Origin of the sequence: Pseudomonas sp. NPDC086251, from assembly GCF_044746405.1 — a bacterium.
In the GTDB taxonomy this organism is placed as follows: Bacteria; Pseudomonadota; Gammaproteobacteria; order Pseudomonadales; family Pseudomonadaceae; genus Aquipseudomonas.
Genome location: NZ_JBIVBY010000002.1, coordinates 250,244 through 273,811, shown reverse-complemented (window position 1 = coordinate 273,811; position 23,568 = coordinate 250,244). Strand labels below are relative to the sequence as shown.

The following is a 23,568-nucleotide window of genomic DNA, read 5'->3' as shown; positions in this document are numbered from 1 at the left end:
TCAATGAATGATCTGGTGTATGCCGGGAACAAAACCCTGTACCTGATTCTGCTGATGGTGGCGTGGCCGATCATTGTCGCGACGGTGGTCGGCCTGGTGGTCGGGTTGGTTCAGACCGTGACCCAGTTGCAGGAGCAGACCCTGCCGTTCGGCTTCAAACTGTTGGCGGTCGCGGCCTGCCTGTTCCTGCTCTCCGGTTGGTACGGCGAAACCTTGCTTGATTTCAGCCGTGAAGTCATGCGCCTGGCGTTGAGTTAGATCGATGTCGGTGACGCTGTTTTTCGATCTGTACGCCTTGCTCGCCGCCGCGGCGGTGGGCGTCGCGCGCCTCGCGCCGATTTTTTTCATGCTGCCGTTCTTGAACAGCGGGGTGCTGACAGGTGCACCGCGTCAGGCCGTGATCGTGCTCGTGGCGCTGGGGTTCTGGGCGTATGTCGGGGTGCCGTTGCCGCGCCTCGACGGGTTGGCGTTTTTTGGGCTGTTGCTGCGTGAGGCCGGCATTGGCGTATTGCTAGGGTGCCTGCTGTGCTGGCCGTTCTGGGTACTGCATGCCATGGGCAATCTGATCGACAACCAGCGCGGTGCGATGCTCAGCAGCACGGTCGACCCGGCCAACGGTGTCGATACCTCGGAGCTGGCGAACTTTCTTCAGTTGTTTGCCGCAGCGGTCTACCTCGAAGGCGGCGGCATGCTGCTGATGCTGGAAACCGTCGGCCAGAGTTACCTGATCTGCGCGCCAGCGAACAGCTGCGAGCTGCACGTGCAACCGATATTCAGTCTGCTCGATGCCCTGGTGAGCAAAACCCTGGTGATCAGCGCGCCGGTGGTGGCCACGTTGTTGGTCAGCGAAGCGCTGCTGGGATTGCTCTCGCGGTACGCGCCGCAGATGAACGCGTTTTCGGTGTCGTTGACGATCAAGAGCCTGGTGGCGCTGGTGGTACTGATGCTGTATTTCGGCGTGCACCTGCCGGATGAAGTCCTGCGCATGGGCTCCAAGTCCCAGACGCTGGAGCACTACCTGAATGTCGACGGGGAGGGTGACGATGTCGTCCAGCGCCTCGAAGACTGAGAAGCCCACGGCCAAGCGTCTGCGCGATGCCTCACGCAAAGGGCAGACGTTCAAGGCCAAGGACCTGGTGATCACCTGCCTGACCCTGTGCGGCATCGCTTACATGGTCTTCAACAGCTCGCTGCTGGACCTCATGGAAGTCTACCGGCGCATCATCGCCAGTGACTTCGATGCCGACTTGCAAAAGTACTCGGCGATGCTGGTGCTGGTGGGACTCAAAGCGTTGTTGCCGCTGCTGTTGGTGTGTGTCTTGACCAGCGCGTTGCCGGCGATGCTGCAAAGCGGTTTCGCCATCGCCAGTGAAGCCTTGAAACTGAATCTCGGTGCGTTGAATCCGATCAACGGGTTCAAAAAACTGTTCAGCATGCGCACGGTCAAGGACACGGTCAAAGCGCTGCTTTACCTCGGCAGTTTCGCCATGGCGCTGTGGATCGTCTGGGTCACGCAAAAGCATTTGCTGTTTGGCCAGCTGTTCGTTCAGGCGCCGGATCTGTTCGCGATCTGGGGGCATTTGCTGTTGGTGCTGGTGGTGACTTTTCTGGGCTGCATCCTGCTGATCGTGGTGCTGGATGCGCTCTGCGAATACTGGCTGTTCATGAAAGACCAGATGATGGACAAGGACGCGGTCAAGCGCGAACACAAGGAGCAGGACGGCAACCCGGAAATCAAGGGCCGTCGTCGTGACTTGCACCGGGAACTGCTGTCGGAGCAGGTCAAGTCCGATGTGCGCAGCTCGCGGATGATCATCGCCAACCCGACCCACATTGCCATTGGTGTGTATTTCCGCCCGGAAATCACCGTGCTGCCGTTCATCTCGTTGATGGAAACCAACCAGCGCGCACTGGCGGTTCGAGCGTATGCCAAGGAGGTGGGTGTGCCGGTGATCAACGACATCGCACTGGCCCGGCGGATCTTCAAGACCCACCAGCGCTACAGCTTCCTCCAGGTGCAGGAGATCGAAGAAGTCCTGCGCCTGCTGATCTGGCTCGAACAAGTCGAACAAGCCTGCCCCCCCTATTCCTATTCCCTCCCAACGCTGGCATGAGCGCAATTTGGCAGCGTGCTCAGCAGCGCTTTGGCTCAATGCATTCGTCAGCAGTGCTGACGTTTTTTCAGGAGTGTGGCCGATGAGTCGCGACAAAAAACAAGATGAACAGGTAGCCCTTGACGTCGTGGATGCAGTGCTCGGCGGAGCGGCGTTGAAGGATGTGCAGGGCATCAGCGACGAGCAGATGAACAGCCTGTACGCCTTCGCTTACCAGTTCTATGAGCAGGGTCGACTGGACGATGCCGAGAAGTTCTTTCACTTCCTGTGCATCTACGATTTTTACAACAGCGATTACTGGATGGGACTGGCTGCGGTGCACCAGCTCAAGCAGCACCACCAGAAGGCAATCGACTTGTACGCCATCGCTTTCGCCCAGGGCAAGAACGACTATCGACCGATGTTTTACACCGGTCAATGTCAGTTGGCCCTGGGCAGGATCGGCAAGGCCAGGTTGTGTTTTGAATACGTGCTCGAGCGCGCTTCGCAAGACGATCTGCGCCTGCAAGCCCAGGTCTATCTCGACACATTGGGCCACATGGAAAAGCACTCTTCAGAGGATGAACAATGAGCGAAATCAGAAACGTATCAACCCCGGTGTTTCAGGGCAACCTGAGCCGTACCGAGGCGTTTGAAATCTATGGCAAGGCCGCGAGCCAGGCCGCTCGAACGGCAGAGTTTCAGAAGGCGGGCCAAGAGGCCCTCGCCGGTCTGATGTCGGTGAACTATGAATCCGGGGAACACAGCAAATCCGCCGGGAGCACGGGAAGGCCGCAGCTGCAGGCGCCAGTGGTGCGCAAGGACGGCAAAGAATTGGAAGGTGATCTGTTCACGCTGTTGATGGCGATGATCAGCGAGTTGCTGGGTACGGTCGAAGTCAACAAGCTGAAAAGTCGTCTGGCCATGCTGTTGAGCATGGCCGGCGCGAAACAACAGGGGCATGAAAAACTCGCGGCTGAATACGCGGCGGCCGTCGAGGCACTGGAAACGGCCGAGGGCGCGGTAGGCAGCAGCCAGGAACACCTCGATCAGTTGCAAGCGTGGGTCCGGCAGGTCCAGGGGCTACTGAGTGAAAGCGAAGCGCGCCTGGCAGAGTTGGACCCGGAGTCACCTGAATATGCGCGCGAACTGGCGCGGCGTGATCAGCTCAAAGTCGACCTGACAGGCCACACCCAGACGCTGCAAAAGGCCACCGATGCTCACCTGAAACTGATCGAGATCGCCAACACCTGCGCCAAAACCCTGGCCGTTGTCGCCGCGAAAGTCCAGGAGGCCGGCCTCGGCGGTTCCTCCATCAAGGACTCGAATGAGAAGGCCCTGAGCAGCAGCGCACAGGCACTGCTGAACCGGCTGAAGGTTATCGAGCTGTTGGGCGAGGCGGCGCAGAACAAGGAGGAACTCAGTCAGGAGTTGTTCCAGGAGCTGCAAGCCAAACTTCAGGCACACATGGAACTTGAGTCGGAAAAGTACCTGGAAGAGGTCCGTAAAGCCGAAGCGCTGCAGAAGACCATGGGCTGTATCGGCGCCATCGTCGGTGCGTTGTTGACCGTGGCGACCATCGTCGCTGGCGTGCTGACCGCTAACCCGGTGCTGATCGCGGTGGGCGTGATTGGCGCGGCAGTGATGATTGCCGATGCGGTGACCAAGGAGGTTACGGGGACCTCGTTCATGGCCGAGGCCATGAAACCGCTGACCACGGTGATGCAGGCCGCCATCAAGTTGTTCACCGAGATCTACGCCAAGGTGTTGACTACAATTTTGCGCGATTCGGAACTCGCAGAAGACATCGCGCGAATCGCCGGCATGATCGCGGGAATTGCCTCCACGCTTGCAGCTGTTGCGTTGGTCGCCATCGTCGGGGTTCAGGTGATCGGGCCAATCGTCGGTGCCATTGCCTCGAAACTGGCGTCGGTGGTGGCTCAAGCGGCGCCGGCTGCGGTGCAAGTGGCCAAGCAGATGGCTTCATCGGTCGGCAACTCGCTGACGCAACTGCTGACCCAGCTGCGCGGTTTCATTTCCAACGATGCCGTGTCCCTGGCCCGCTACGCCGCCAACCTCGAAATCGCCCAGGCGGTTACCGAGTTCAGCAACGTGGCCGTGCAGGGCGGGCTGCAGATCAAAAGCGGCGAGCATCAGGCCCAGGCTGCCGAGCACTTGGCCGACGTGCGGGTGCGCATGGCAATCAGCGAAGAGATCACTGGCTACCTGAGTCGCCTGGTCGAGGACTACGGCACGGCACTGCGGGACAGAACCCGGCAGATCGAACAGGTTTTTGCCGATATGCAGCGCAGTCATTCGGTGAGCCTGCAAATGGTTCGGCATGTTTGAATCCAAAGATAAAAGGAATTTTTGATGAGCTTTATTCTCCCATCGGTCGGGAAACCACCCGCGGCATTACCCCACGATCCGGTCAACGATGCCGGCCTGAGCGAAGTGATTGCCCAGGACCTGTTTTCAAAAGAACTCAAAGGCAAGCGCCTTTCGGATACGGCATTAGTCGACCAGATTGTGCACAAGCAAATACTCCAGAACGGTGACTCGCCAGCGTCTATTGCCATGGAGCTTGATGATGCGATTAACGCCAGACAGCTGGGTGAATCGGATTGGCAAGACTTCGTCGCGGCGTCGGTGCACGTCAACGATGAAGTGCGCAACGACCTGATCTTTGACCCGGGCGCGTGGGAAAAGCACGCCAACGTATTGGTCGCCGCGATCATCGCGCTGAACATCTCCCGCGTCGCCAATGCTCAACTGCGCGGGCATTTCAGTGTCATGGCCGCTGACGCTGCCAAGGCCCAGGGCGCCGCCATTGTCGAGTCGGGCAAGGCTGCACTGAACAGCGCCATCACTGCGGCCGTGGTGTCCGGTGCCATCGCCGGTTTTGCCATGGTCAAGACCTTTCAAGGTCAAGGGTTGAAGCACGCGGACATCAACCTGCACAAGCGCAACGCCCTCGATGCCAATAACATTGCCGGCGACCTCGGTCAGCATGGCAAGCGCGATGACTGGAACCCGGAAACGACCTACAAAATCAAGACGCTCGATGATTACGGCCGTGTAATTACAGTTGATTTCAAACCCAAGGGGGCAACCCTGACGCCTAAGGAGCAGGCCTGGTTCGACGGGGAAATCCGCAAGGCGCAGACGATGGAGAAGACCTCCGACTGGCTAAGCCTGGCGAACGCCAGAGGCATCGACAAGAAACTCGAAATCGGCCGTGCGCTTAACGCCATGTCGATGAGCATGAGTCAGGTGGTCTCCAACATGGTGCGCATGACCGAGCATGCGGCGCGGGAGAAAGAGGTCCTGCAGCAAAGTGCGCAGAACACCCAGAAGAGTTTGAGTGACGAAGTCGGCCAGAAAGACTCGGCCGAAGCCGCGCTGCTGCAAAAGCTGATGGACATGGTGATGCAGCTTTTCCAATCCCGTGCTGATGTGATTCGCGCGATAACGGCTTGAGTGGGGGAAACAACTTGGAAATTATCAAATTCACCGCGATGCCAGCTCAATCATTGGCAACGATCAAGGTTGTCACTGATGTTCCGTCGGCTGTTGAAACACCGCCCGAGGTACACACCGCTTTTTCAATGGCGCAGATACTCGATCGCTCGATGCAAACCCTGAATCGCGATCTCGCGAACCTGCTCAAGGTTCAGTTCAATGTGGCTGAGGCGACGGACCGACTGATAGCGGGCGGCTCGGCACAGGTATTCGCGGCGGAGTTAGCTGAGAAAACCGAAGCCAGAGCTACTAGGCATCTGATGTATGTTCACCGGATGAAGCAGTGTGCAGAGGTATTTCAGCATTGTGCGGATACGCTGCCAGTGGAACGGCAGCGCGAATTGGAGAAAGAAAAAAATCAGATTCTAGAGCGGTTGGTGCTGACGGATGTGCCACTAGAGATTGAGGAGGAATTCCATGCCGAGCTCAAGTCCTCGAATGATTTCTTCGACAAGTTGCTCGAACTGATCGACCTGATCAAGAACGGCTACCTGGATGGTTATGAACATATCCTCAAGGCGTACTCGGACTTTTTCGCCGATTTCAACAAAGACATAACAGCAATGTTGAAAGAGTGGATTGAAGGTGTCGACGACGGCAAAAATGTCGAGGTTGATGGCGGTGCGATCAGGTCTGCGTTGTTCAATTTGATCGCAAGATACTCGTATCCTAATCCGGCATCCATACTGTTTCCGAAACCGGGCGAGGGGGGAGCCAGCAAGGAAGAAGCCGAAAAGTGGCGAATCGCGCTGGGCTTGCCTGAAAGTTGCCTCAAAGAAAATCCCGACGGCACTTACTGCGTGGTCATCGACACCGGGCCGCTGACGATAATGGCCGAGAGCTTACCGGAAGGCGGAAAGGTGAAATGGGACACCGCGCGATTCCAGGCGTGGCAAACCGGTTTCAACGCCCAGGAGGAGCGCATGAAAAACATGCTGCAATCCCTCACGCAGAAGTACTCAAACGCCAATTCGTATCACGATAACTTCAACAAGACACTGTCTTCGCATCTTAATCAATATGCCGACATGCTTAAGGCTATGTTGAATTTTTGATGTTGATCGTGGGCGCAACACCAGTGGCTTGAACTGAAGTTGCGCCTGCGTTGTAGTGCGCTTGGGAGTTTAAGATGCAAAGTATGCAAGCCGCTGATCTTGAGGTTGAAGCTCAGGTTATTAAGGCTTTATCAGAATATTTCCCGGTAGGTCGACGGAAAATAGAAAGAGGGTCGCGTTTGGTCGAGGATTTATATGTTGACTCCATGAGTATAGTGGAAATTGTAATATTACTAAATGAAGAGTTTGATGTGGAGTTGCCTGCGGCCGAAGTGGCAGGATGGGAAACAGTAGATGATATCGTTTGTTCGGTTGAAATTAGTCAGTGTGCAGGTGACGATGTTGGCGAACGAACAGATTTATAGGCGCAAGGTTAAGATATGTGGCTTGAACAAGTGAATGTAAAGCTTTGCCGGGGGAGGCATTATGCGCGTTGCACCTGAGATTTTTAATGTTGCAGTTGGCGGAGCGTTGTTTGAAGGTGATAAAACTAACGTCAAGTCATTATTGGCTTCTAAAGTTGAAAGTGTCTCGAGTTCTTGTGTGAGTTCAAATATTCATAGAAGCTGGGAAGCGGAACATTTAGTTTCTGAAAGCGAGTTGAATAGGCTGGAGTCTGGAAAGGTTGGAAGAACCGATCTCAGGGTATACCCTAAAAGTCACGAATGTTATGACTTGGCGAAGCTTTCTGTCGCTCCAGATGTTAAGCCAAAACCGTCAGAGAAAGCCGCTAAAAAATATAATAATTTAACGGTGGGCTTGGTTGACAAGGTCAATGTTGAGTCACGATTGGAGTTGTACAGGACGTCTGCATCTCTTGGTGGAGTTCCGGGCTTTATAGATGCTTTTTTCAAAGGTGAGCCTGGTGGCAGAACTGAAGGGTATTTATGTCGCCCCGAACAATTTTGTACGACGTCGTTTGATCCGAAATTAGGCGGTTTTATTATTTCCCCTAATCAAAGCAATATACCTGAAAGGGGGAAAAGCTATACCGATAATGCTTCAACACTACTTGAACGCACTCGGGGGGGAGCCGGATTTGGATTGGTGGCGTACTGGGTACCACCCTGTACATATGAGAGGTATCCGACATTCCAAAGCTTATTTCCGAATACAGCGATACCTGAAAATGCCCCCGCAATAGAAAGCCCAGTCTTTGTGCCGAGTAATAGACAGGATCGATACGCCAGTCAAGAATCTAACGAGTTATACAAGAAAAGGTCAGGTGTTGATTTTCTCTCAGTGCCATTGAATCTTCGTAGTGAACATGCGCCATTGCTTAAAGAACTTAAAGAAAAGGCATTGGGCCATTTGCAGCAAGTTTATGGGTGTGACGGGTCAAAAGATAATGTAGAAATATATACGCATGGCCCATTCTATCTGAAAAATAGTTGTGGGTTTCATGTCCATATTAGAGTCAATGTTCCACAGCACGCTCTGGAAACGGATCTTCGTATTTTTCATGTCGATGATGTCATAAAACAGTTGGAAGGGACTGATGGAGGGGTTACTGATTTTTCTTCGATAGTGTCCGGTGGATATGTCGAGTTTGCAGTCGACGAGTTAAAGAAGAACAATGTATTTTTTAGAGAGGTTCCGAATGTATGGGCCACTCCTGCCTCCGAACAAGACAGTCGAAAGAGGTTTGCTGCAGCATCAGGGAATTTTGATAGAGATGACGGGCGAGTTAAAACTTCACCGAAGTCAGCAAAAAAATATGATGCAGAAGAAATTGCGCTGATTAGTTTGCAAGGTTTAAAAGAACGTGTGGAGAGATATGGTGACGGTAACGTTTTACCCGATTTTGTTCATGAGTTTCTGACTTCGCCTGAGAATAAAAAGGCGCAGGCTTTCATGCAGCACCCTGAACAGTTCGCGGCTACCACGTTTTCCGAGGAGACCGGCGGTATTTTTATAATGCCCAACTCCAAGCATGTCCCCGGGAAGTCAGAAGTGTTTTCTGATCCGAGCTCTATCAAGGAGGCGACGCGCAGCAGTGGTGGGTTTGCTTTGGTGGGTTACTGGGTTCCTCCGAAGGTATACGAAGGCGCTTTAGTGTTTGATAAGTTGTTTAATGTAAATGGGAGTGCTGATAGTGACGGCGTTGTTGATAGGGAAACAATTAATGAGTACAAAGCCAGGACTGAGCTAACCTATATTACTAATGCTGTAGATGTTGGAAAAGAACATTTGTCCATGCTTGAGGAGTTCAAGGCCGTCGCGATAAGTCATCTTCGCGATACTTACAATGTCGTTGAGGGTTTAGAAAAGGTGGATTTTTATCTACATAGTCCAGTCTATGGTAGTAAAACAGCGGGGTTGCATATTCATGTCAGGGTTAATCAGCTGCTCCCAGCTGGAGAGTCTGATACTAATGCTTTAAGGCTTGATGCGTTGACCTCAATTCTGAAGGACGAACATGTGCTAAATGCAGATGTGCCGATGAAGATTCTCGATGCGATTCCAAAAACCAATTCGGGTAAATACACGTTGTACAGCCCTGTTTGGGGTAAAAAGCAGTTTGATGGTATAGATGTTGATTTTGTGGCAAATCCGTGGAGGCGTCCTCAATAGTCGTGCAGGTATGACTGTATAATATTTGTGATCGTTCTTTGGTTGTGGCTCTTAATACAGTACAAAAACGCTGCCTTAGATTCGCGAAAATACGTCACCTATTTAAATCTTGTTTTTGGGGGGCGTATACCCCACTCGTGATAGGTAATGGTTAAGCAATAAATATTCAGTTCCTGCAATACCTGATAAAGATCGGGCGCGGCAGGAACTGATTTTTTATGGGGATTAGTTGGACCGTGCAATACGGTCTTCGGCCCTTGCTTTCAATTGTTTTGAGAGTTCAGCGTCTTTGATTTCAATGGTGAGTCGACTATCAATGAGGTCACCCTGGTTATCCACAATCAGCGCATTAAGTGAGTCGCTGTCAATGCCTTTCAAACAGTTATCCAAAAAAGCTTGAGTGTCGATTGAGAATTCCTCGTGCGGAATATTATTGATGCTTTCCATTTGGTAGATGGCGATTGCCGGAAGTAATGAGGTTTCTACGTAATTGGGTTCGTGATAGTCATGTACGTGGTTTTCTTCTTTTGGCGTGAGTGGCAGATCTTGCGAGCGCTGATTTCTCAAAAGCGTATTGAGGTCTGAGCTAAGACTCAAAACCTGGAGGTAAGTTATTTGGCTTTGTAAAATGTTTTCGAACTCTGTGGTGTCCTCTATTTTGCTTTGAGGGATTTCTTTTATTTCTTCATTTTTTTCGAAGGCATAGGATTTTTCTGTCACGGATTTGCCGGTATGAGCGAGTGTCAGAGTTGTTCCCATGACCGATGCATGTGTTTCGACGCTGTGAGCGAGTTTGACAGGGAAGTGATTTGTCGCACCTTCGGCATACAACGCTTTCGTCGTGGGGGTCATGGTTGCTCTGGAGATAAAGGATGTCTGGCGGGAGTCTTTGCCGGACTGTGCTTTAGAAGCACCTAGTTCATATTTTGAATATTCATGCTCCTTCGCATGGGGTTGGTCGATACTGCCTTCCTCATAGTTAACATTGATATATCCACCGGCAAGTACTTGGGAGGCCAGGGTCCATCGATGAAAATGTGGGCTGTCCTCTCCCCCTAACCCACTTCCTTTGACACTAAAAGTATGCAGTCGGAGATTCCACCCTTGATCCCCATCGGACATAAGGTACAGTTTTGTAAAAAGAGGAGATTTTGCGGAGCTCTGTCGACACTGCTCTAACAAATGACTGTCTGACTTTATATGCTTTAATATTGAAACAAGATCTTCTTTTGATATGCTGTCGATATCGCCGGTGAGTCCGGCTTTATTTTGATAGCCAATCTCCCTGTCCTGATCAAATGCAACATATCGAGTGCTTATTTGATTGTGAATGTTGGTATAGACTTCTTCGTCGCTCTTTTTTTCAGCCTCACTGGCGCGGAGTAAAGGGGGGGTAATGCTTTGTTGTGGAAAGGTGGATGCTTGGGGCTGAATGGATTGAGTAATATGCATTATGGGTTCGGATGGTTGTAAATGGAGCTTTTATAATATTGTCGAGGGTTTTCGAGTTCTTGTAAAAATCGCTTTTTTTGATTGCATTTATTAGTGCCATATTTTTGAGTTTAAGAACGGTAAAAAATGTAGTGGCTCCTTGGGGGCGAAGGTTTACGCCTAAATGTATTTTCTAAAGTTGGTGCATTTGGATTTGTCCTACAGCTTTAGACGTGATTTCGTCGGTCTACAAATCTCTTTGTCCTACGGATTAGTCCCGCCCAACTTCCTATAGTCCCCCTGCTTGTCATCTTTAAACCTGCCCATCACAGGTTTAACCGCGTTTCAGTACCTTTCTATAGAGACGTCTCAATATATGGACAGTGCAACTGATCAACCGCCGGTCAGGTCATTCGTTTTTGACCACTGGCTATTGCAAGGCGATGGAACGCTGATGCGAGACGGACAAGGAATTCACGTCCCCCCCAAAGAGTTACACGTGCTGCGCCTGCTGCTTGGTTCTGCCGGTACAGTGATCAGCAAGGACCATCTGCTGGACTGTGTCTGGCCGAATACCGATGCTGCCGAGGAGTCGTTGACCCGGTGTATTTACGCCTTGCGCAAGCTGCTCAAGGAAAACAAGAACTTCATTGCCACGGTATACGGTCAGGGCTACCGCTTTACCTGCCCGGCGGTTGCGCTTGACTTGCCTTGCCCGGAAACCGCGAGGGTGCCGTCGCTGGCTGTCCTGCCGTTTCGCGGTGTCGATGAGACGGATGCGCTGGATTTGCAGGATGCAATGATCCGGCAGTTGACCGCGGCGTTTGGCGAGGCTGTGCATATGATTCCGTCCAGTCTGATGGCGGCCTACGACCAGCCGATCGATGCCCGACACTTGGTCGAGCAATTGGCTCCGGACTATTACCTGAGCGGGCGGTGTATCCGTACCGGGGAACAGTGGTCGATCGAGTTGGTTCGGGGTCGTGATCACAGCCTGCTTCATGGGCAGATGCTTGGCGTTGCAAGTCTTGAGGCATCGCTCGGGGAGCTGGTTTACCTGGTGGCGCAGCGCCTTCCGGGTTTGCGTCCCGCTGGCGACTCTTGTTCTTCATACCCCGCCGTGGTGGCTTACCTCAATGGGGTGTGCAGCGTGCAGCGGCACACCCCCGATAGTTTGCGCGATGCATTCGTGCAATTTCGCCAGTGCCTGCAATTGTCTGCGGGGTATGCGCCGCCCTGGTGTGGCCTGGCGGATGCCTGGCTCGGGCAGGCGATGATCGGCCTGTGTTATCAGGGCCGCGCGATTGAAGAAGCACATTCGGCGATTTCCAAGGCCTTGTTGCTGGACCCTTGCAGCACCGCTGCGCTGACTCGCCTGGCCTTGCTCACCAGTCTGCGCGGCTGTGAGGACGCGGCGAAGGTGCTTTTTCGACGATGCTTGCTGGCGTCCGATCATGCTGACGTTCATTACTTCCATGCCTGGCACCACTGGTTCTGGCGGCGCAACGAGCAGGCGGCGCAAAGCATCGATAAGTGCCTGCGTCATGACCCGGGTTGTGTACGGGCGCAGGTCCTACGGGTGCGTATTGCGCTGTCGGGAAGTTCCGAAGACGCGGTGCTGATGGCCCGTCAAACCTTGCAGCAAGGAGCGTCGGGCAACCCGTTGCTGGTGATCTTGCACGCGGTGGTGTTGGCGTACTTCGATCAGCATGCCGCGGCCTGGTCTGCACTCGAACAGGCTGGGCTGGGCGAAAGTGCAATCGGCGAGCACGGTCTGGCGGCCTGGAATGTGCTCTTCGGTGTCAATCCGCTGATCGCCCGCAACCAGTATGCAATCTGGTTGCGGCTGGCACGGGCTCGATCCGTCGAGGCGGCGCCGTCGTCGCAGTGGTCTGGCCTGATGGGCGGGCCAGTGGTTGCGCCGCTGTGGCGATCATTGCAGCGTGCAACCGATGCCCGGCCTGCCACACCGACATGGAATCGGCCGATGCAGGAACTGCCGGCGCTTGAAAGCGGGCGGCTTCTGGCATGAAGCAGCGCAGAATCAAGTGGCTGTTAGTGCTGGCGTGTCTTGGCGCGGGACCGGCGCACGCCTATTGCTGGAGTCGGGCGGGGCAGCAACATGCCATTGAACCCGAACTCCTTCAGGCCATTGCCGAGGTGGAGTCAGGGCAGCGCTCGGGCGCCATGAACTACAACAAGGACGGCACTCGCGATATCGGGCTGATGCAGATCAACAGCAGTCATTTGTCCCGGTTAGGGGCGCAGGGCATCACCGAGCAGCGCCTGCTGGATGAGCCTTGCTTGTCGGTTCAAGTCGGTGCTTCGGTGCTGGCCGGGTTTGTTGCCCTCTATGGCTACAACTGGACCGCCGTCGGAGCCTACAACGCCGGGAATGCACCTGACCGGCAAGCGGCGCGCCTGCGTTACGCGCACAAGGTCTGGCAGCGTTACCAAGTGTTGAACCCCAATGCGCTCGCGCGACCGGAGGACGCGCTGCAAAAAATTTCGGTGCGTTAGGTAACGCCCTGGTGGCGTGTGTTTGCGGGACAGGATTGCAGATTCTGATCCCGCTCTGGCGAGATCGGCAGAATTCGATCAGGAACACTCAGGGCGATGTTTTTAGCATGGACGCTCATTTAATGCCTTGAGCGTGATCGGTGACTGTCATGTCCGCCCCCCTTCTACAGCCCTTCGTCTTGCGGATTTTCAACGGTCCGCTGCAAGGTTGCGAGTTCCCTCTGCGCGAGCCCAGAACGCTGTTCGTTGTGGCGCCCGTGGCTCTATTGGCAGGGGAGCTTGCAGTCAGCGTACCTGCGGATGCCATCTTCGTCCCGCTGGAGCACGGAGGGTGCAATTTCGAAGTGCTGGTGGAAGAGGGCGAGCAGGACGGGGTGACGATGCGACGGCTTGACGATCACGCGCAGACACACCATTGCGCACTTCAGCACCTTGAGCAGATCGGCGGCTTGCAGATTGCCGTGCGCCGTGACGATCAGCCTTGGGCGCCTGAACTTCTGGCGCCGCCACCGCTTCCTCTGACTAAAACAGCCGCTCACCCATGGGCCCGGCCGACCGTCGCCAAATGGGCTTGTGCAGGGCTGGCGTTTTTTCTGCTGGCTGTCGCGGTGGGCCTCTGGTCGGTGCCCGAGCCGACACCCGAAACCGATATTCGCGCCCTGATCACCGGTGCCAGCGCCGAAGCCGAGGTGGTGCAAGGGCGGGACGAAAGGGTCTACGTGTTTGTTTCTTCCGAGCGTGACGCGGGCTGGAGTCGCCAGGTGCTGATGCGTCACAACACGCAGTCCGGCAAGGTGTTGGTCAAGGACCAGGAACGCCGCCGACTGGAGCAAGTGCTGGTCGACCATGACCCGCTACTGGCCTGGCATTCCCTTGATCTCAAGAATCCAGCGGTGCCGCGTCTTCTGCTGAGCGCTCAACGCAACCTGCTCACGCCTCAGATGCAATCCAAACTGTTCGACGTCCTGCTCAAGGCTGCGCCCTATGCCCGAGACGTCACGGTGCACGTACAGGACGACAGCCTGCTGGCGGATCTTGCGCAAGAGGGGTTGCAACGTTTGTCACTGGGGTTCAGCCGCGACGAGCACGGCGACAGTGTGACGTTTGCCGTTCAAGGCAACTTGCAGGATTCCGAGTTGGCGGCGGTTCGCCAATACGTCGACGGGTTTTACCGGCAGTGGGGTGATCGCTACGTGAACTTCGCTGTCGAGCTCAAGGACGACGCGCTCAAGGGCAAGTCGTTTCAATCCGGCCCGCAGGGCTACATCAAGATGACTTCGTCGTCTTGGCATTTTCCCCCAAGTAACAGGGTAGGTAACTGATGTCTGGTATTGGTATTCCCATTGACTTCGCTGATGATTTTCTAGGACGCCAAGCAGCGGGGTTCGAACTCGGCGCGCAAAATCTGAAGATAGCGCTGGATAAGGCCCTTGATGAACTCAAAGATGATGCGTCGGATCCGTCCAAGCTGGCGGCCTATCAAACCGCATTCTCATCCTACACAGTGTTCCGTAACGCCCAGACCAACACGATCAAGGGCTTCAAGGACATCGACATGGCGATCATCCAGGCCGCTCGCTGACTTTTTCTGGCCGGCCATTGTTGCCTGACGATGGCCATTTCATGGGGGCACTGTATGTCGGTTCAACCTATTTCCAATTTGATAGTCGAGGGTCCGGCCTTCATTGAATTGCGCGGCCCGCAGGAAGGCCCGATCGTTTCCTTGGAGTCTCGATTGATTCAAGCGTTTGCCGGTTCGGCGGTGAGCAGCGAGCAGGACGTTTCGGCGATCAATCAGTTGATGCAGCGTCCTGATATCACCAGCCCTGAAGTACTGACTCAGTTGCAGGAGCAAGTGGGGCAGTACAACGTGGACATCAACTTGCTCAACGTCCTGGTGCGTAAAGCGGTGGGCACGGCCGAAACCCTGCTGCGTGCGTCATGAAGGCGGGCGCGCTGCTGTTGCTCCTGTGTATGGCGCTACTGGGTTGTCGGCAACCGAGTTTGCTGGAAGGTCTTGACCAGCAGCAGGCTAATGAAGTGCTGTCGGTCCTGCAGCGCAATAACATCGCTGCGGTGAAAGTCGATGCCGGCAAAACCGGCTATGCGGTGAGAATCAATCAAGTCGATTTTTCCGCGGCGGTCGACTTGCTCAACCTTTATTCATTGCCGTCCAGGCCACGCTTGCAAGTGGCGGAGATGTTCCCCAGCGATTCGCTGGTGGCTTCGCCCCGCGCCGAAAAAGCGCGGCTTTATTCGGCTCTGGAACAACGCATCGAACAGTCGCTGAGTGTGCTCGAAGGCTTGGTGTCGGCGCGGGTGCATGTCAGTTATGACCTCGATGCCGGCGAAGGCGGGCGCAAAGCGGCACCCATCCACCTCTCGGCGGTGGCGATTCATGAACGCGACATCGAGCCGCAATTGCTGATCACCGACATCAAGCGTTTTCTCAAGAACAGTTTCGCGGCGGTCGAGTACGAGAACATCTCGGTGGTGCTGTCCAAACGTTCACCGACCCAGCATGTCGCACCCTCGGTGCCTGCTGCGCACAGTGATTCACGCTGGTTGTGGCTGTTGGTCGCGGTGAGTGTATTGCTGCTGGCGGGTGGCGCCGCCTGGGCGTATCGACAGTTGAATGCAGGGCCGCGTGATGTCGCACGCTGAGTGTTTGCAAGGGATACTCGCCGAGCCCCTGAGTTATCTGCACCCCCGGCGGCTGCAACTACCGGCTGGATTTGACGGGCCTGACGCACGAAACCAGCTCAACCGGATACTGCTTGAAGGTCTCGAACTGCAAGGTCCGTGGCCTGCCACGCCGCTGACAGCCGTGGCGCAGCACTGGGTTCGTATTTGGCGACAGTTGCCCTATATCGCCTCCCTGATGGGGGCTCATCGCCTGATGCCCAATCTGGCGCAAGGCGCGGCCCTGCAATGTCTGCCCTCCTCGTTGCGCCGCTTCGCCGGTTGCCGCCTGGGTGTTCGAAACGGCCTGCCGACCGAGTGCTCGCCGGTTTCAATGGAGCAGGTCGAAGCGGCCGGCCTCAATGCGTTATGGAGCTGGCACCCTCAGGTGCCGCCAATGTTGCTGGAACGCCTGACCTTGCAATTTTCCGAGCCGGTTGTGCGCTTGCACAGGCAATGGCCGGTTACTGAACCCGATACAGCTCTTTTCTTTTTGGCGGTGCAGCATGCTCGACTCCATCCGAACCCTGACTGATCTCCCCGAGTCGAGCGATGCGCATTTGTCTCGTGAAGACATTGCCGCCGCGCGTCGGCGCAGTGCCCTGCAACGCCAGGCGCAGCGCCGGGCCCGAGATTGTGTCGAGCAGGCCCGACGTGACGCCGAAGCGATTCATGCCCGGGCTTTTCAGGACGGCTATGCCGCGGGCATCTTGCGTGCGACCGAGCATCTGGCCAGCGGTTTGCTTGAGTCTCAGGCGCTGGGGTCGCAACTGCGCACCGAGCTTGCGCAGGCGGCTCGCGAGTTGCTCGCGCAGGCCCTGGGTTGTCCTGAATGGCTGGACGAAATGCTGGAGCGCTGGCTGGTCGAGCAACCGCGTGACACGAGCGCTGTGTTGCAGGTGCTGCTACCGCAGCATTGTCGATCGCGAAGCAATGAATTGCGCGAGCGATGGTGCCGGCTCTGGTCCGGCGAACTGCTGCTCGACTATCACCCGCAGGAGCGCTACGTGGTGCGCCTGGCGGATCAACTGCTCGAATTCGATATCGAATCGACCCGGCAACGACTGGAACCGCGACTGCTGGCCTGCGTCGCGAACCTGCCTCAGTCGGTTCGCTCGCTGGACCAGGCCTCGATGCAGGCACTCACTGATCTGTGTTCGTCCTTTACCGGGCGCTCAGCCGGTTCCACGCAAACTGCCCCGACCGAGGTTTCTCATGAAGATTGAAACCGTGATGAGTGCGCGCTCGCTCGAGCGCAGCGGCAACCCGCCGGTCGAAACGCTGGAGTCACGCCTGCTTGCTGCCAGCCAAAGCCCGCCTGACAGCAAGCGCCCGGACCCTGAGTTCGATCTTTTGTATCAACAGCTGTTGGCCATGGAAGGGCAGGGCGAGAAAGCCATTTATGAGTTTCTGCGCACGTTACGGGGGGCGGACGGCGAGTCTCGCGCGTATCCCAATGCCAAGGCACTGTTGGCGGTCACGCTGAAAGTGCTGGTGCAATTGAAGGACGACAAATTGGAAAAAACCCTGATCTTCAAGGAAATCAGCGGCGCCAATGGCCTCGCGTTCAGTCTGGACCTTAGCGTTAAAAGCTTTATGCGCGACGTGTTCCAGCCTTGGAGGACGACGCGTGGGAGAAGAGTGAGTGGTGAGGTGAACTCAAAAAGCCTGGCAAATGGTCAGTAACAAAAAGAAGAGAAAACAACGATGGATTTGCGTACCGCAGGATCGACTGGAAAAAGCATCACGTCTTCGGAAAGTCTCTCTTTTGCCTCAAGTGACAGAAGTCCCCCAGGTGCGTCAGTGACGCTCAACGCATCGAAACTTGAAATTTCGAGGAACTTTCAAGTGGAAATGCTGGGTACGCCCAGGCAAATCGAAGCGGCCATGAGGCTTATGGAGCGCCCGGTAGAGATTGAGCTGCAAGGTTGCCGTGGGGAGTTAGGTGAGACGGGCCGAAGCATGGTGGCGCAAGTTGAGCGCTACATTGATGACGGATTTTTACCCGAATACCCTCCCGGCGAGTGTATGTTTGCTCAACTCACTGAGCGTCATACGGCTGATACCGAACAAACCCGTGAAAGCCGAATGCATTCGGTACTTGAGGCGGGTTTAGAAGCACTTGAGGCCGCCAAAGGGCCTGGTCTCAATCTCCTTAACATTGCCGGGCGCACGGGGTTGATCGTTGCGCTGACCATTGTCCTGCGTCAGGTCGTTGGCTTTCACGTTGCGCAAGCGCTGCGCGAAGGCGATTCACCTGAGGCATCTCGGGCATGGGCTGTCGTTGCGCAAACGATGATTGGCCCGGCGCTGATCCTGGTGGGGGCCATTCGAAACGAATGTGCAGGGACAGCAAGTCCGGGCGCGCGGCTGGGGCGCATCTGCATGGCCAGCATCACGATGGGGGCACTGATTGCAGCGTATCTCACCGGGGCTTCAAAAAACCTGCTGCCGACAGTCACCGGCGTGACGATTTATACCCTCGCCAGGGGGTTGGCCAACGCCTTTTTTCCCTTGAAGGACAACGCGGGTGGAGTCACCGCTGTGGCCACCGGCGTAAGAACTGCGGCCTATGGAGCCGCCCAGTTTTTATTGGACGAGTTGGCAACCCTTGCTCCTTTGAGCGGCCCGGCTCGGGCAGCGGCAGAGCTTGGATACAGCGTGGGGGCTGACGCCATTCAGGGCGCGCTGAATGCATTCGGAATTGTCGTGGACGACACTATCTCCATTCTTTGCAAAAGCTGGAATTTGTTGACTCCATCAGTGGGCCTGGACTCGGTTTTCTCTGACCCGGAATCTTTGCAGCAAATAGTCTTGGAGGTACGTGCCGGTGTTCAGCTGCCCACCCGGACACAGTTGGCTGACGCACTCCTGGATATTGGGGCGTTGCGTCTCTCGGCGGGTCATGCCATCAGCCTGGTCGTCGGCACGGTGGCACTTTTATTGAGTGAAGCTGAGGTCGGTGAAGGTGAGCGGGGCCATATCCTGTCTGGCTGCCTCGCCATTATGCTGATGATGGTTTACTTACCCCTTATCTTTGGCAGCGTTCAGCGTTCCGGTAACAGTTACTCGCCACAAGAGACTGTCGTTCCTTAAGCCGGGGCAGGCGAGTGCACCAATCGGTTTCTCGCCTGCGACCCCGATGCCCGGCTATAATCGCCGCCACTTTTCGTAGCCCAGAGTCAAACCCGCCCATGTACACCCTGGCCCGTCAGCTGTTGTTCAAACTTTCCCCGGAAACCTCCCACGATCTGTCCCTGGACCTGATCGGCGCGGGCGGACGTTTGGGCCTCAACGGCTTGCTGTGCAAGGCGCCGGCGAAGATGCCGGTGAACGTCATGGGCCTGGACTTTCCGAACCCGGTCGGTCTGGCCGCCGGCCTGGACAAGAATGGCGCAGCCATCGATGGTTTTGCCCAGTTGGGTTTCGGTTTTGTCGAAATCGGCACCATCACGCCGCGTCCGCAGCCGGGCAATCCGAAACCACGTATCTTCCGTCTGCCGGAAGCCGAGGCGATCATCAATCGCATGGGCTTCAACAACCTCGGCGTCGATCACCTGTTGGCCCGCGTCGCGGCGGCCAAGTACAAAGGCGTGCTCGGCATCAATATCGGCAAGAACTTCGATACCCCGGTCGAGCGTGCGGTAGATGATTACCTGATTTGCCTGGACAAGGTCTACGCCCACGCCAGCTACGTGACCGTCAACGTCAGCTCCCCAAACACCCCGGGCCTGCGCAGCCTGCAATTCGGCGATTCGCTGAAGCAGTTGCTCGCCGACCTCGCCACCCGTCGCGCCGAACTGGCGCTGCGCCACGGCAAACACGTACCGCTGGCGATCAAGATCGCGCCGGACATGACCGACGAAGAAACCGCTCAGGTGGCGCAAGCACTGATCGAAACCGGGATGGACGCGGTGATCGCCACCAACACCACCCTGAGCCGCGTCGGCGTCGAAGGCATGGAACACGGTGACGAGGCGGGCGGTCTGTCCGGCGCACCGGTCCGCGACAAGAGCACCCACACGGTCAAGGTGCTGGCGGCGGAACTGGCCGGTCGTTTGCCGATCATCGCCGTGGGCGGTATTACTGAAGGCAAGCACGCGGCAGAGAAAATCGCAGCAGGCGCGAGCCTGGTGCAGCTCTACTCGGGCTTCATCTACAAAGGCCCGGCGTTGATTCGTGAATCCGTCGACGCCATCGCCGCCCTGCGCTAACCCTGTAGGAGCTGTCGAGTGAAACGAGGCTGCGATCTTTTGATCTTGCTTTAAAAAACAGAATCAAAAGATCGCAGCCTCGTTTCACTCGACAGCTCCTACAGCTCCTACAGGGGATTTGTGTTTAGCGAACCGGCAGGCATAAAAAAGGGCTCCTCGAAGGAGCCCCTGGGCCGAAGCCCGCCGTCCGGATGGGACGTGCGTGGTTAATGCAAAAAGTAATCAGATTGTCGTGTCGGAGTGTTTGGCCCTGTTAATTAGCCGACGGCGTGAAGTTCGTTGAGTCTGTGGATTCCCGCAGTGCCGGTCATACCGTCCCAGTTGTCGCCGCGTCCTTCTCGCCAGCCGTTAATCCAGGCTTGGCGTACCGACGGTAGAGTAAATGGGCAAAGCTCACGGGATTTGCCACCAACGCCATATTGATATCCGCGCAAAAATGCTCTTTCCAACGGATCACGCTTAAGTCTTCTCATAGGGTGTTGCCCTCACTTGTTGACTGTATTCATCGCGTCGACCTCAATCGAGGTCTGGCAGAAAAACTCTGCCGTTGGCGGCTCGCTGCCGGCGTCGCGAGCCAAGGTGTTGACGCCGTTGCGACGTCAACCTGTGTTGAGTTCTAACCAATGCGTCACATCGAGGGAATGATCATTTTGTCATAAGGACGTAACCATTAAGGTGCTATGGCCATAAGTAACCAGATGTCTGGTCCGTGTTTATTGTTCAAACCCCCGGTATGATCGGCCCCGCGCTGCATGATGGGGTTAATCCTTTAGTGAGAATGCCTCCTGTTAGTCCGGGGATTATTCGACGAAGGGTCAACTTATGACATTTTGTTGCATCAACTTTTTTATCTGCCCTGGCATCTAAGCTCTTCTAACCTGAGCAGCAAGGGTGGGACGGCACACCTTCGTGCCACGCGGGCGCTCTTTTAGAAAAGCGCCTGATTGAAAACCGGGCCGGCAATGCGTTGCCGGTTCACTTAGCTAAAGGCTCTGAAATTCCAATGTCCGACCAATTCGAAATCTTCCTCACTTGCCCAAAAGGCCTTGAAGGCCTGCTCATCGAGGAAGCCGTCGGGCTTGGCCTTGAAGAAGCGCGTGAGCACACCTCTGCCGTGCGCGGCATGGCGACCATGGAAACCGCTTATCGCCTGTGCCTGTGGTCACGTCTGGCGAACCGGGTGCTGCTGGTGCTCAAGCGTTTCCCGATGAAGGACGCCGAAGACCTCTACCACGGCGTGCTCGATATCGAGTGGCAAGACCACATGCTCAACGACGGCACCCTGGCCGTTGAGTTCAGCGGCCACGGCTCGGGCATCGACAACACGCACTTCGGCGCCCTGAAAGTCAAAGACGCCATCGTCGACAAACTGCGCACCCCGCAAGGCGATCGTCCGTCCATCGACAAGCTCAACCCGGACCTGCGCATTCACCTGCGCCTGGACCGAGGCGAAGCGATTCTGTCCCTCGACCTTTCCGGCCACAGCTTGCACCAGCGCGGCTATCGCTTGCAGCAGGGCGCGGCGCCGCTGAAGGAAAACCTCGCGGCGGCGATCCTGATTCGTTCCGGCTGGCCACGCATTGCGGCCGATGGCGGCGCGCTGGCTGACCCGATGTGCGGCGTCGGTACGTTCCTGGTCGAAGCGGCGATGATCGCTGCCGACATGGCGCCGAACCTGCGTCGCGAGCAGTGGGGCTTCACCGCCTGGCTCGGTCACGTACCGGCGCTGTGGAAGAAACTCCACGAAGAAGCCACCGAGCGTTGCGCGGCCGGCCTGGCCAAGCCACCGCTGTGGATTCGCGGTTATGAAGCTGACCCGCGGCTGATTCAGCCGGGCCGCAACAACGTCGAACGCGCCGGCCTGAGTGAGTGGATCAAGATCTACCAGGGCGAAGTCGCGACCTTCGAGCCGCGTCCAGACCAGAACCAGAAAGGCCTGGTCATCTGTAACCCGCCGTACGGCGAGCGTCTGGGTGACGAGGCGAGCCTGCTCTATCTCTACCAGAACCTTGGCGAACGTCTGCGTCAGGCCTGCCTGAACTGGGAAGCCGCGGTCTTCACCGGTGCCCCGGACCTGGGCAAGCGCATGGGCATTCGCAGCCACAAACAGTATTCGTTCTGGAACGGCGCCTTGCCGTGCAAATTGCTGCTGATCAAGGTCACGCCGGACCAGTTCGTCACCGGTGAGCGTCGCACCCCGGAACAACGCCAGGTCGAGCGTGAGCAGGCCCAAGTCGAAGTGACCGACAACGACGTCGCGCCAGGCAAGTACGAGAAGTACAACAAGAACGGCAACCCGATCAAACCGGCTCCGGTGGTGATCGAGCAACCGCGCTTGAGCGAAGGCGGGCAGATGTTCGCCAACCGCCTGCAAAAAAATCTGAAGGCGTTGGGCAAGTGGGTCAAGCGTGAAGGCATCGATTGCTACCGCGTCTACGATGCCGACATGCCGGAATATTCCATGGCCATCGACCTGTATCAGGATTGGGTCCACGTCCAGGAATACGCCGCGCCGAAGTCCATCGATCCGGAAAAAGCCTCGGCACGCATGTTCGATGCGTTGGCGGCGATTCCGCAGGCCTTGAACATCGACAAGAACCGCGTCGTCGTCAAGCGTCGCGAGCGTCAGAGCGGCACCAAGCAGTACGAGCGTCAAGCAGCGCAGGGCAAGTTCGTCGAGGTCAATGAAGGCGGCGTCAAGCTGCTGGTCAACCTCACCGACTACCTCGACACCGGGCTGTTCCTCGACCACCGGCCGATGCGCATGCGCATCCAGAAAGAGGCCGAGGGCAAGCGCTTCCTCAACCTGTATTGCTACACCGCGACCGCCAGTGTTCACGCGGCCAAGGGCGGCGCGCGCAGCACCACCAGCGTCGACCTGTCGAAAACCTATCTGGACTGGGCGCGTCGCAACCTGTCGCTGAACGGTTTCTCCGACAAAAACCGTCTGGAGCAGGGCGATGTGATGGTCTGGCTGGATGCCTGCCGTGACGAGTTCGACCTGATCTTCATCGATCCGCCGACCTTCTCCAACTCCAAGCGCATGGAAGGGATCTTCGACGTGCAGCGTGACCAAGTGCAATTGATCGACCTGGCCATGGCGCGCCTGGCGCCGGGCGGGGTGTTGTACTTCTCCAACAACTTCCGCAAGTTCGTGCTGGAGGAAAACCTCACCCAGCGTTACGCGGTCGAAGAAATCACCGCACAAACCATCGACCCGGACTTTGCCCGTAACGGCAAGATCCACCGTGCCTGGAAAATCATGGCACGTTGACGGTTAGATCCCCTGTAGGAGCGAGCTCGCTCGCGATGGACGTTAACGATAACGAGGGCTGCCTGGATGACCGCGGCGGCCTTGCGTCCATCGCGAGCAAGCTCGCTCCTACAAAGAATCAGGTTCGTTGACGGTTAATTTGATTGGATCCACAGAGCCTTGATTTTAAAAGGCTCTTGGCTCCGTTCTGAGCTGGTCAAATT

At 56.1% G+C, this 23,568-nt stretch carries 23 protein-coding genes; 21 read left to right on the top strand and 2 right to left on the bottom strand.

Annotated features, from left to right (window positions below):
- The first annotated feature begins 3 nt into the window (after positions 1-3).
- The 9 genes from ACIPL2_RS05670 to ACIPL2_RS05630 all read left to right on the top strand — a co-directional run bounded on the left by ACIPL2_RS05670 (position 4) and on the right by ACIPL2_RS05630 (position 9,244).
- On the top strand, positions 4-258 hold the full coding sequence (locus ACIPL2_RS05670; RefSeq protein ID WP_401353790.1) for an EscS/YscS/HrcS family type III secretion system export apparatus protein: 255 nt from the start codon (positions 4-6) through the stop codon (positions 256-258).
- A gap of 4 nt (positions 259-262) precedes the next feature.
- On the top strand, positions 263-1,069 hold the full coding sequence (gene sctT / locus ACIPL2_RS05665) for a type III secretion system export apparatus subunit SctT (RefSeq protein WP_401353788.1): 807 nt from the start codon (positions 263-265) through the stop codon (positions 1,067-1,069).
- A complete protein-coding gene (locus ACIPL2_RS05660) occupies positions 1,044-2,114 on the top strand; it encodes an EscU/YscU/HrcU family type III secretion system export apparatus switch protein (protein WP_401353786.1) in 1,071 nt (356 codons plus the stop codon). The genes sctT and ACIPL2_RS05660 overlap by 26 nt, the downstream gene beginning before the upstream one ends.
- A gap of 82 nt (positions 2,115-2,196) precedes the next feature.
- Complete coding sequence (gene sicA / locus ACIPL2_RS05655) at positions 2,197-2,685, top strand: type III secretion system translocator chaperone SicA (protein ID WP_401353784.1); 489 nt, start codon at positions 2,197-2,199, stop codon at positions 2,683-2,685.
- Positions 2,682-4,442 (top strand): type III secretion system translocon subunit SctE, encoded by a 1,761-nt coding sequence (gene sctE, locus ACIPL2_RS05650; protein WP_401353782.1) that lies wholly within the window; start codon positions 2,682-2,684, stop codon positions 4,440-4,442. Before sicA ends, sctE begins: the two co-directional genes overlap by 4 nt.
- A gap of 24 nt (positions 4,443-4,466) precedes the next feature.
- Entirely contained in the window at positions 4,467-5,573 is a 1,107-nt protein-coding gene (locus ACIPL2_RS05645) for a cell invasion protein (protein WP_401353780.1), read from the top strand.
- Between the two features lie 14 nt (positions 5,574-5,587).
- Positions 5,588-6,670: an IpaD/SipD/SspD family type III secretion system needle tip protein gene (locus tag ACIPL2_RS05640; protein WP_401353779.1), complete on the top strand. Its 1,083-nt coding sequence runs from the start codon at positions 5,588-5,590 to the stop codon at positions 6,668-6,670.
- 74 nt (positions 6,671-6,744) lie between these two features.
- Positions 6,745-7,035: an acyl carrier protein gene (locus tag ACIPL2_RS05635; protein WP_401353777.1), complete on the top strand. Its 291-nt coding sequence runs from the start codon at positions 6,745-6,747 to the stop codon at positions 7,033-7,035.
- 61 nt (positions 7,036-7,096) lie between these two features.
- On the top strand, positions 7,097-9,244 hold the full coding sequence (locus ACIPL2_RS05630; protein WP_401353775.1) for a hypothetical protein: 2,148 nt from the start codon (positions 7,097-7,099) through the stop codon (positions 9,242-9,244).
- 225 nt (positions 9,245-9,469) lie between these two features.
- On the opposite strand, the gene ACIPL2_RS05625 is transcribed toward ACIPL2_RS05630, so the two are convergent.
- Entirely contained in the window at positions 9,470-10,696 is a 1,227-nt protein-coding gene (locus ACIPL2_RS05625; protein ID WP_401353773.1) for a hypothetical protein, read from the bottom strand.
- A gap of 355 nt (positions 10,697-11,051) precedes the next feature.
- On the opposite strand from ACIPL2_RS05625, the gene ACIPL2_RS05620 reads away from it, so the two are divergent.
- The 11 genes from ACIPL2_RS05620 (at position 11,052) to ACIPL2_RS05570 (ending at position 20,091) form a co-directional block, all read left to right on the top strand.
- Positions 11,052-12,707: a winged helix-turn-helix domain-containing protein gene (locus ACIPL2_RS05620; protein WP_401353771.1), complete on the top strand. Its 1,656-nt coding sequence runs from the start codon at positions 11,052-11,054 to the stop codon at positions 12,705-12,707.
- Positions 12,704-13,195 carry a transglycosylase SLT domain-containing protein gene (locus tag ACIPL2_RS05615; protein ID WP_401353769.1) on the top strand — a complete coding sequence of 164 codons (492 nt, stop codon included), beginning with the start codon at positions 12,704-12,706 and terminating at the stop codon, positions 13,193-13,195. The genes ACIPL2_RS05620 and ACIPL2_RS05615 overlap by 4 nt, the downstream gene beginning before the upstream one ends.
- A 140-nt stretch (positions 13,196-13,335) precedes the next feature.
- Positions 13,336-14,517: a PrgH/EprH family type III secretion apparatus protein gene (locus ACIPL2_RS05610; protein WP_401353767.1), complete on the top strand. Its 1,182-nt coding sequence runs from the start codon at positions 13,336-13,338 to the stop codon at positions 14,515-14,517.
- Positions 14,517-14,777 (top strand): type III secretion system needle filament subunit SctF, encoded by a 261-nt coding sequence (sctF, locus tag ACIPL2_RS05605; protein WP_401353765.1) that lies wholly within the window; start codon positions 14,517-14,519, stop codon positions 14,775-14,777. The genes ACIPL2_RS05610 and sctF overlap by 1 nt, the downstream gene beginning before the upstream one ends.
- 54 nt (positions 14,778-14,831) lie before the next feature.
- Positions 14,832-15,140 carry a type III secretion system inner rod subunit SctI gene (sctI, locus tag ACIPL2_RS05600; RefSeq protein ID WP_401353763.1) on the top strand — a complete coding sequence of 103 codons (309 nt, stop codon included), beginning with the start codon at positions 14,832-14,834 and terminating at the stop codon, positions 15,138-15,140.
- Positions 15,137-15,859 (top strand): EscJ/YscJ/HrcJ family type III secretion inner membrane ring protein, encoded by a 723-nt coding sequence (locus tag ACIPL2_RS05595; RefSeq protein WP_401353761.1) that lies wholly within the window; start codon positions 15,137-15,139, stop codon positions 15,857-15,859. The genes sctI and ACIPL2_RS05595 overlap by 4 nt, the downstream gene beginning before the upstream one ends.
- A complete protein-coding gene (locus ACIPL2_RS05590; RefSeq protein ID WP_401353759.1) occupies positions 15,831-16,412 on the top strand; it encodes a secretion system protein in 582 nt (193 codons plus the stop codon). The genes ACIPL2_RS05595 and ACIPL2_RS05590 overlap by 29 nt, the downstream gene beginning before the upstream one ends.
- Positions 16,384-17,103, top strand: coding sequence for an oxygen-regulated invasion protein OrgB (locus tag ACIPL2_RS05585; protein ID WP_401353757.1), 720 nt, complete (start codon positions 16,384-16,386; stop codon positions 17,101-17,103). The genes ACIPL2_RS05590 and ACIPL2_RS05585 overlap by 29 nt, the downstream gene beginning before the upstream one ends.
- Positions 17,093-17,563, top strand: a complete 471-nt coding sequence (locus ACIPL2_RS05580; RefSeq protein ID WP_401353756.1) for a hypothetical protein — start codon at positions 17,093-17,095, stop codon at positions 17,561-17,563. Before ACIPL2_RS05585 ends, ACIPL2_RS05580 begins: the two co-directional genes overlap by 11 nt.
- A 117-nt stretch (positions 17,564-17,680) precedes the next feature.
- Complete coding sequence (locus ACIPL2_RS05575) at positions 17,681-18,973, top strand: hypothetical protein (protein ID WP_401353754.1); 1,293 nt, start codon at positions 17,681-17,683, stop codon at positions 18,971-18,973.
- Positions 18,974-19,071: 98 nt separating this feature from the next.
- Entirely contained in the window at positions 19,072-20,091 is a 1,020-nt protein-coding gene (locus tag ACIPL2_RS05570; protein WP_401353752.1) for a quinone-dependent dihydroorotate dehydrogenase, read from the top strand.
- Positions 20,092-20,348: 257 nt separating this feature from the next.
- On the opposite strand, the gene rmf is transcribed toward ACIPL2_RS05570, so the two are convergent.
- Positions 20,349-20,564 carry a ribosome modulation factor gene (rmf, locus tag ACIPL2_RS05565; RefSeq protein WP_003223300.1) on the bottom strand — a complete coding sequence of 72 codons (216 nt, stop codon included), beginning with the start codon at positions 20,562-20,564 and terminating at the stop codon, positions 20,349-20,351.
- A 530-nt stretch (positions 20,565-21,094) separates the two neighbouring features.
- Between rmf and rlmKL the strand changes: the two genes are divergently transcribed.
- Positions 21,095-23,365 carry a bifunctional 23S rRNA (guanine(2069)-N(7))-methyltransferase RlmK/23S rRNA (guanine(2445)-N(2))-methyltransferase RlmL gene (rlmKL, locus tag ACIPL2_RS05560; protein WP_401353750.1) on the top strand — a complete coding sequence of 757 codons (2,271 nt, stop codon included), beginning with the start codon at positions 21,095-21,097 and terminating at the stop codon, positions 23,363-23,365.
- Positions 23,366-23,568: the final 203 nt, after the last annotated feature.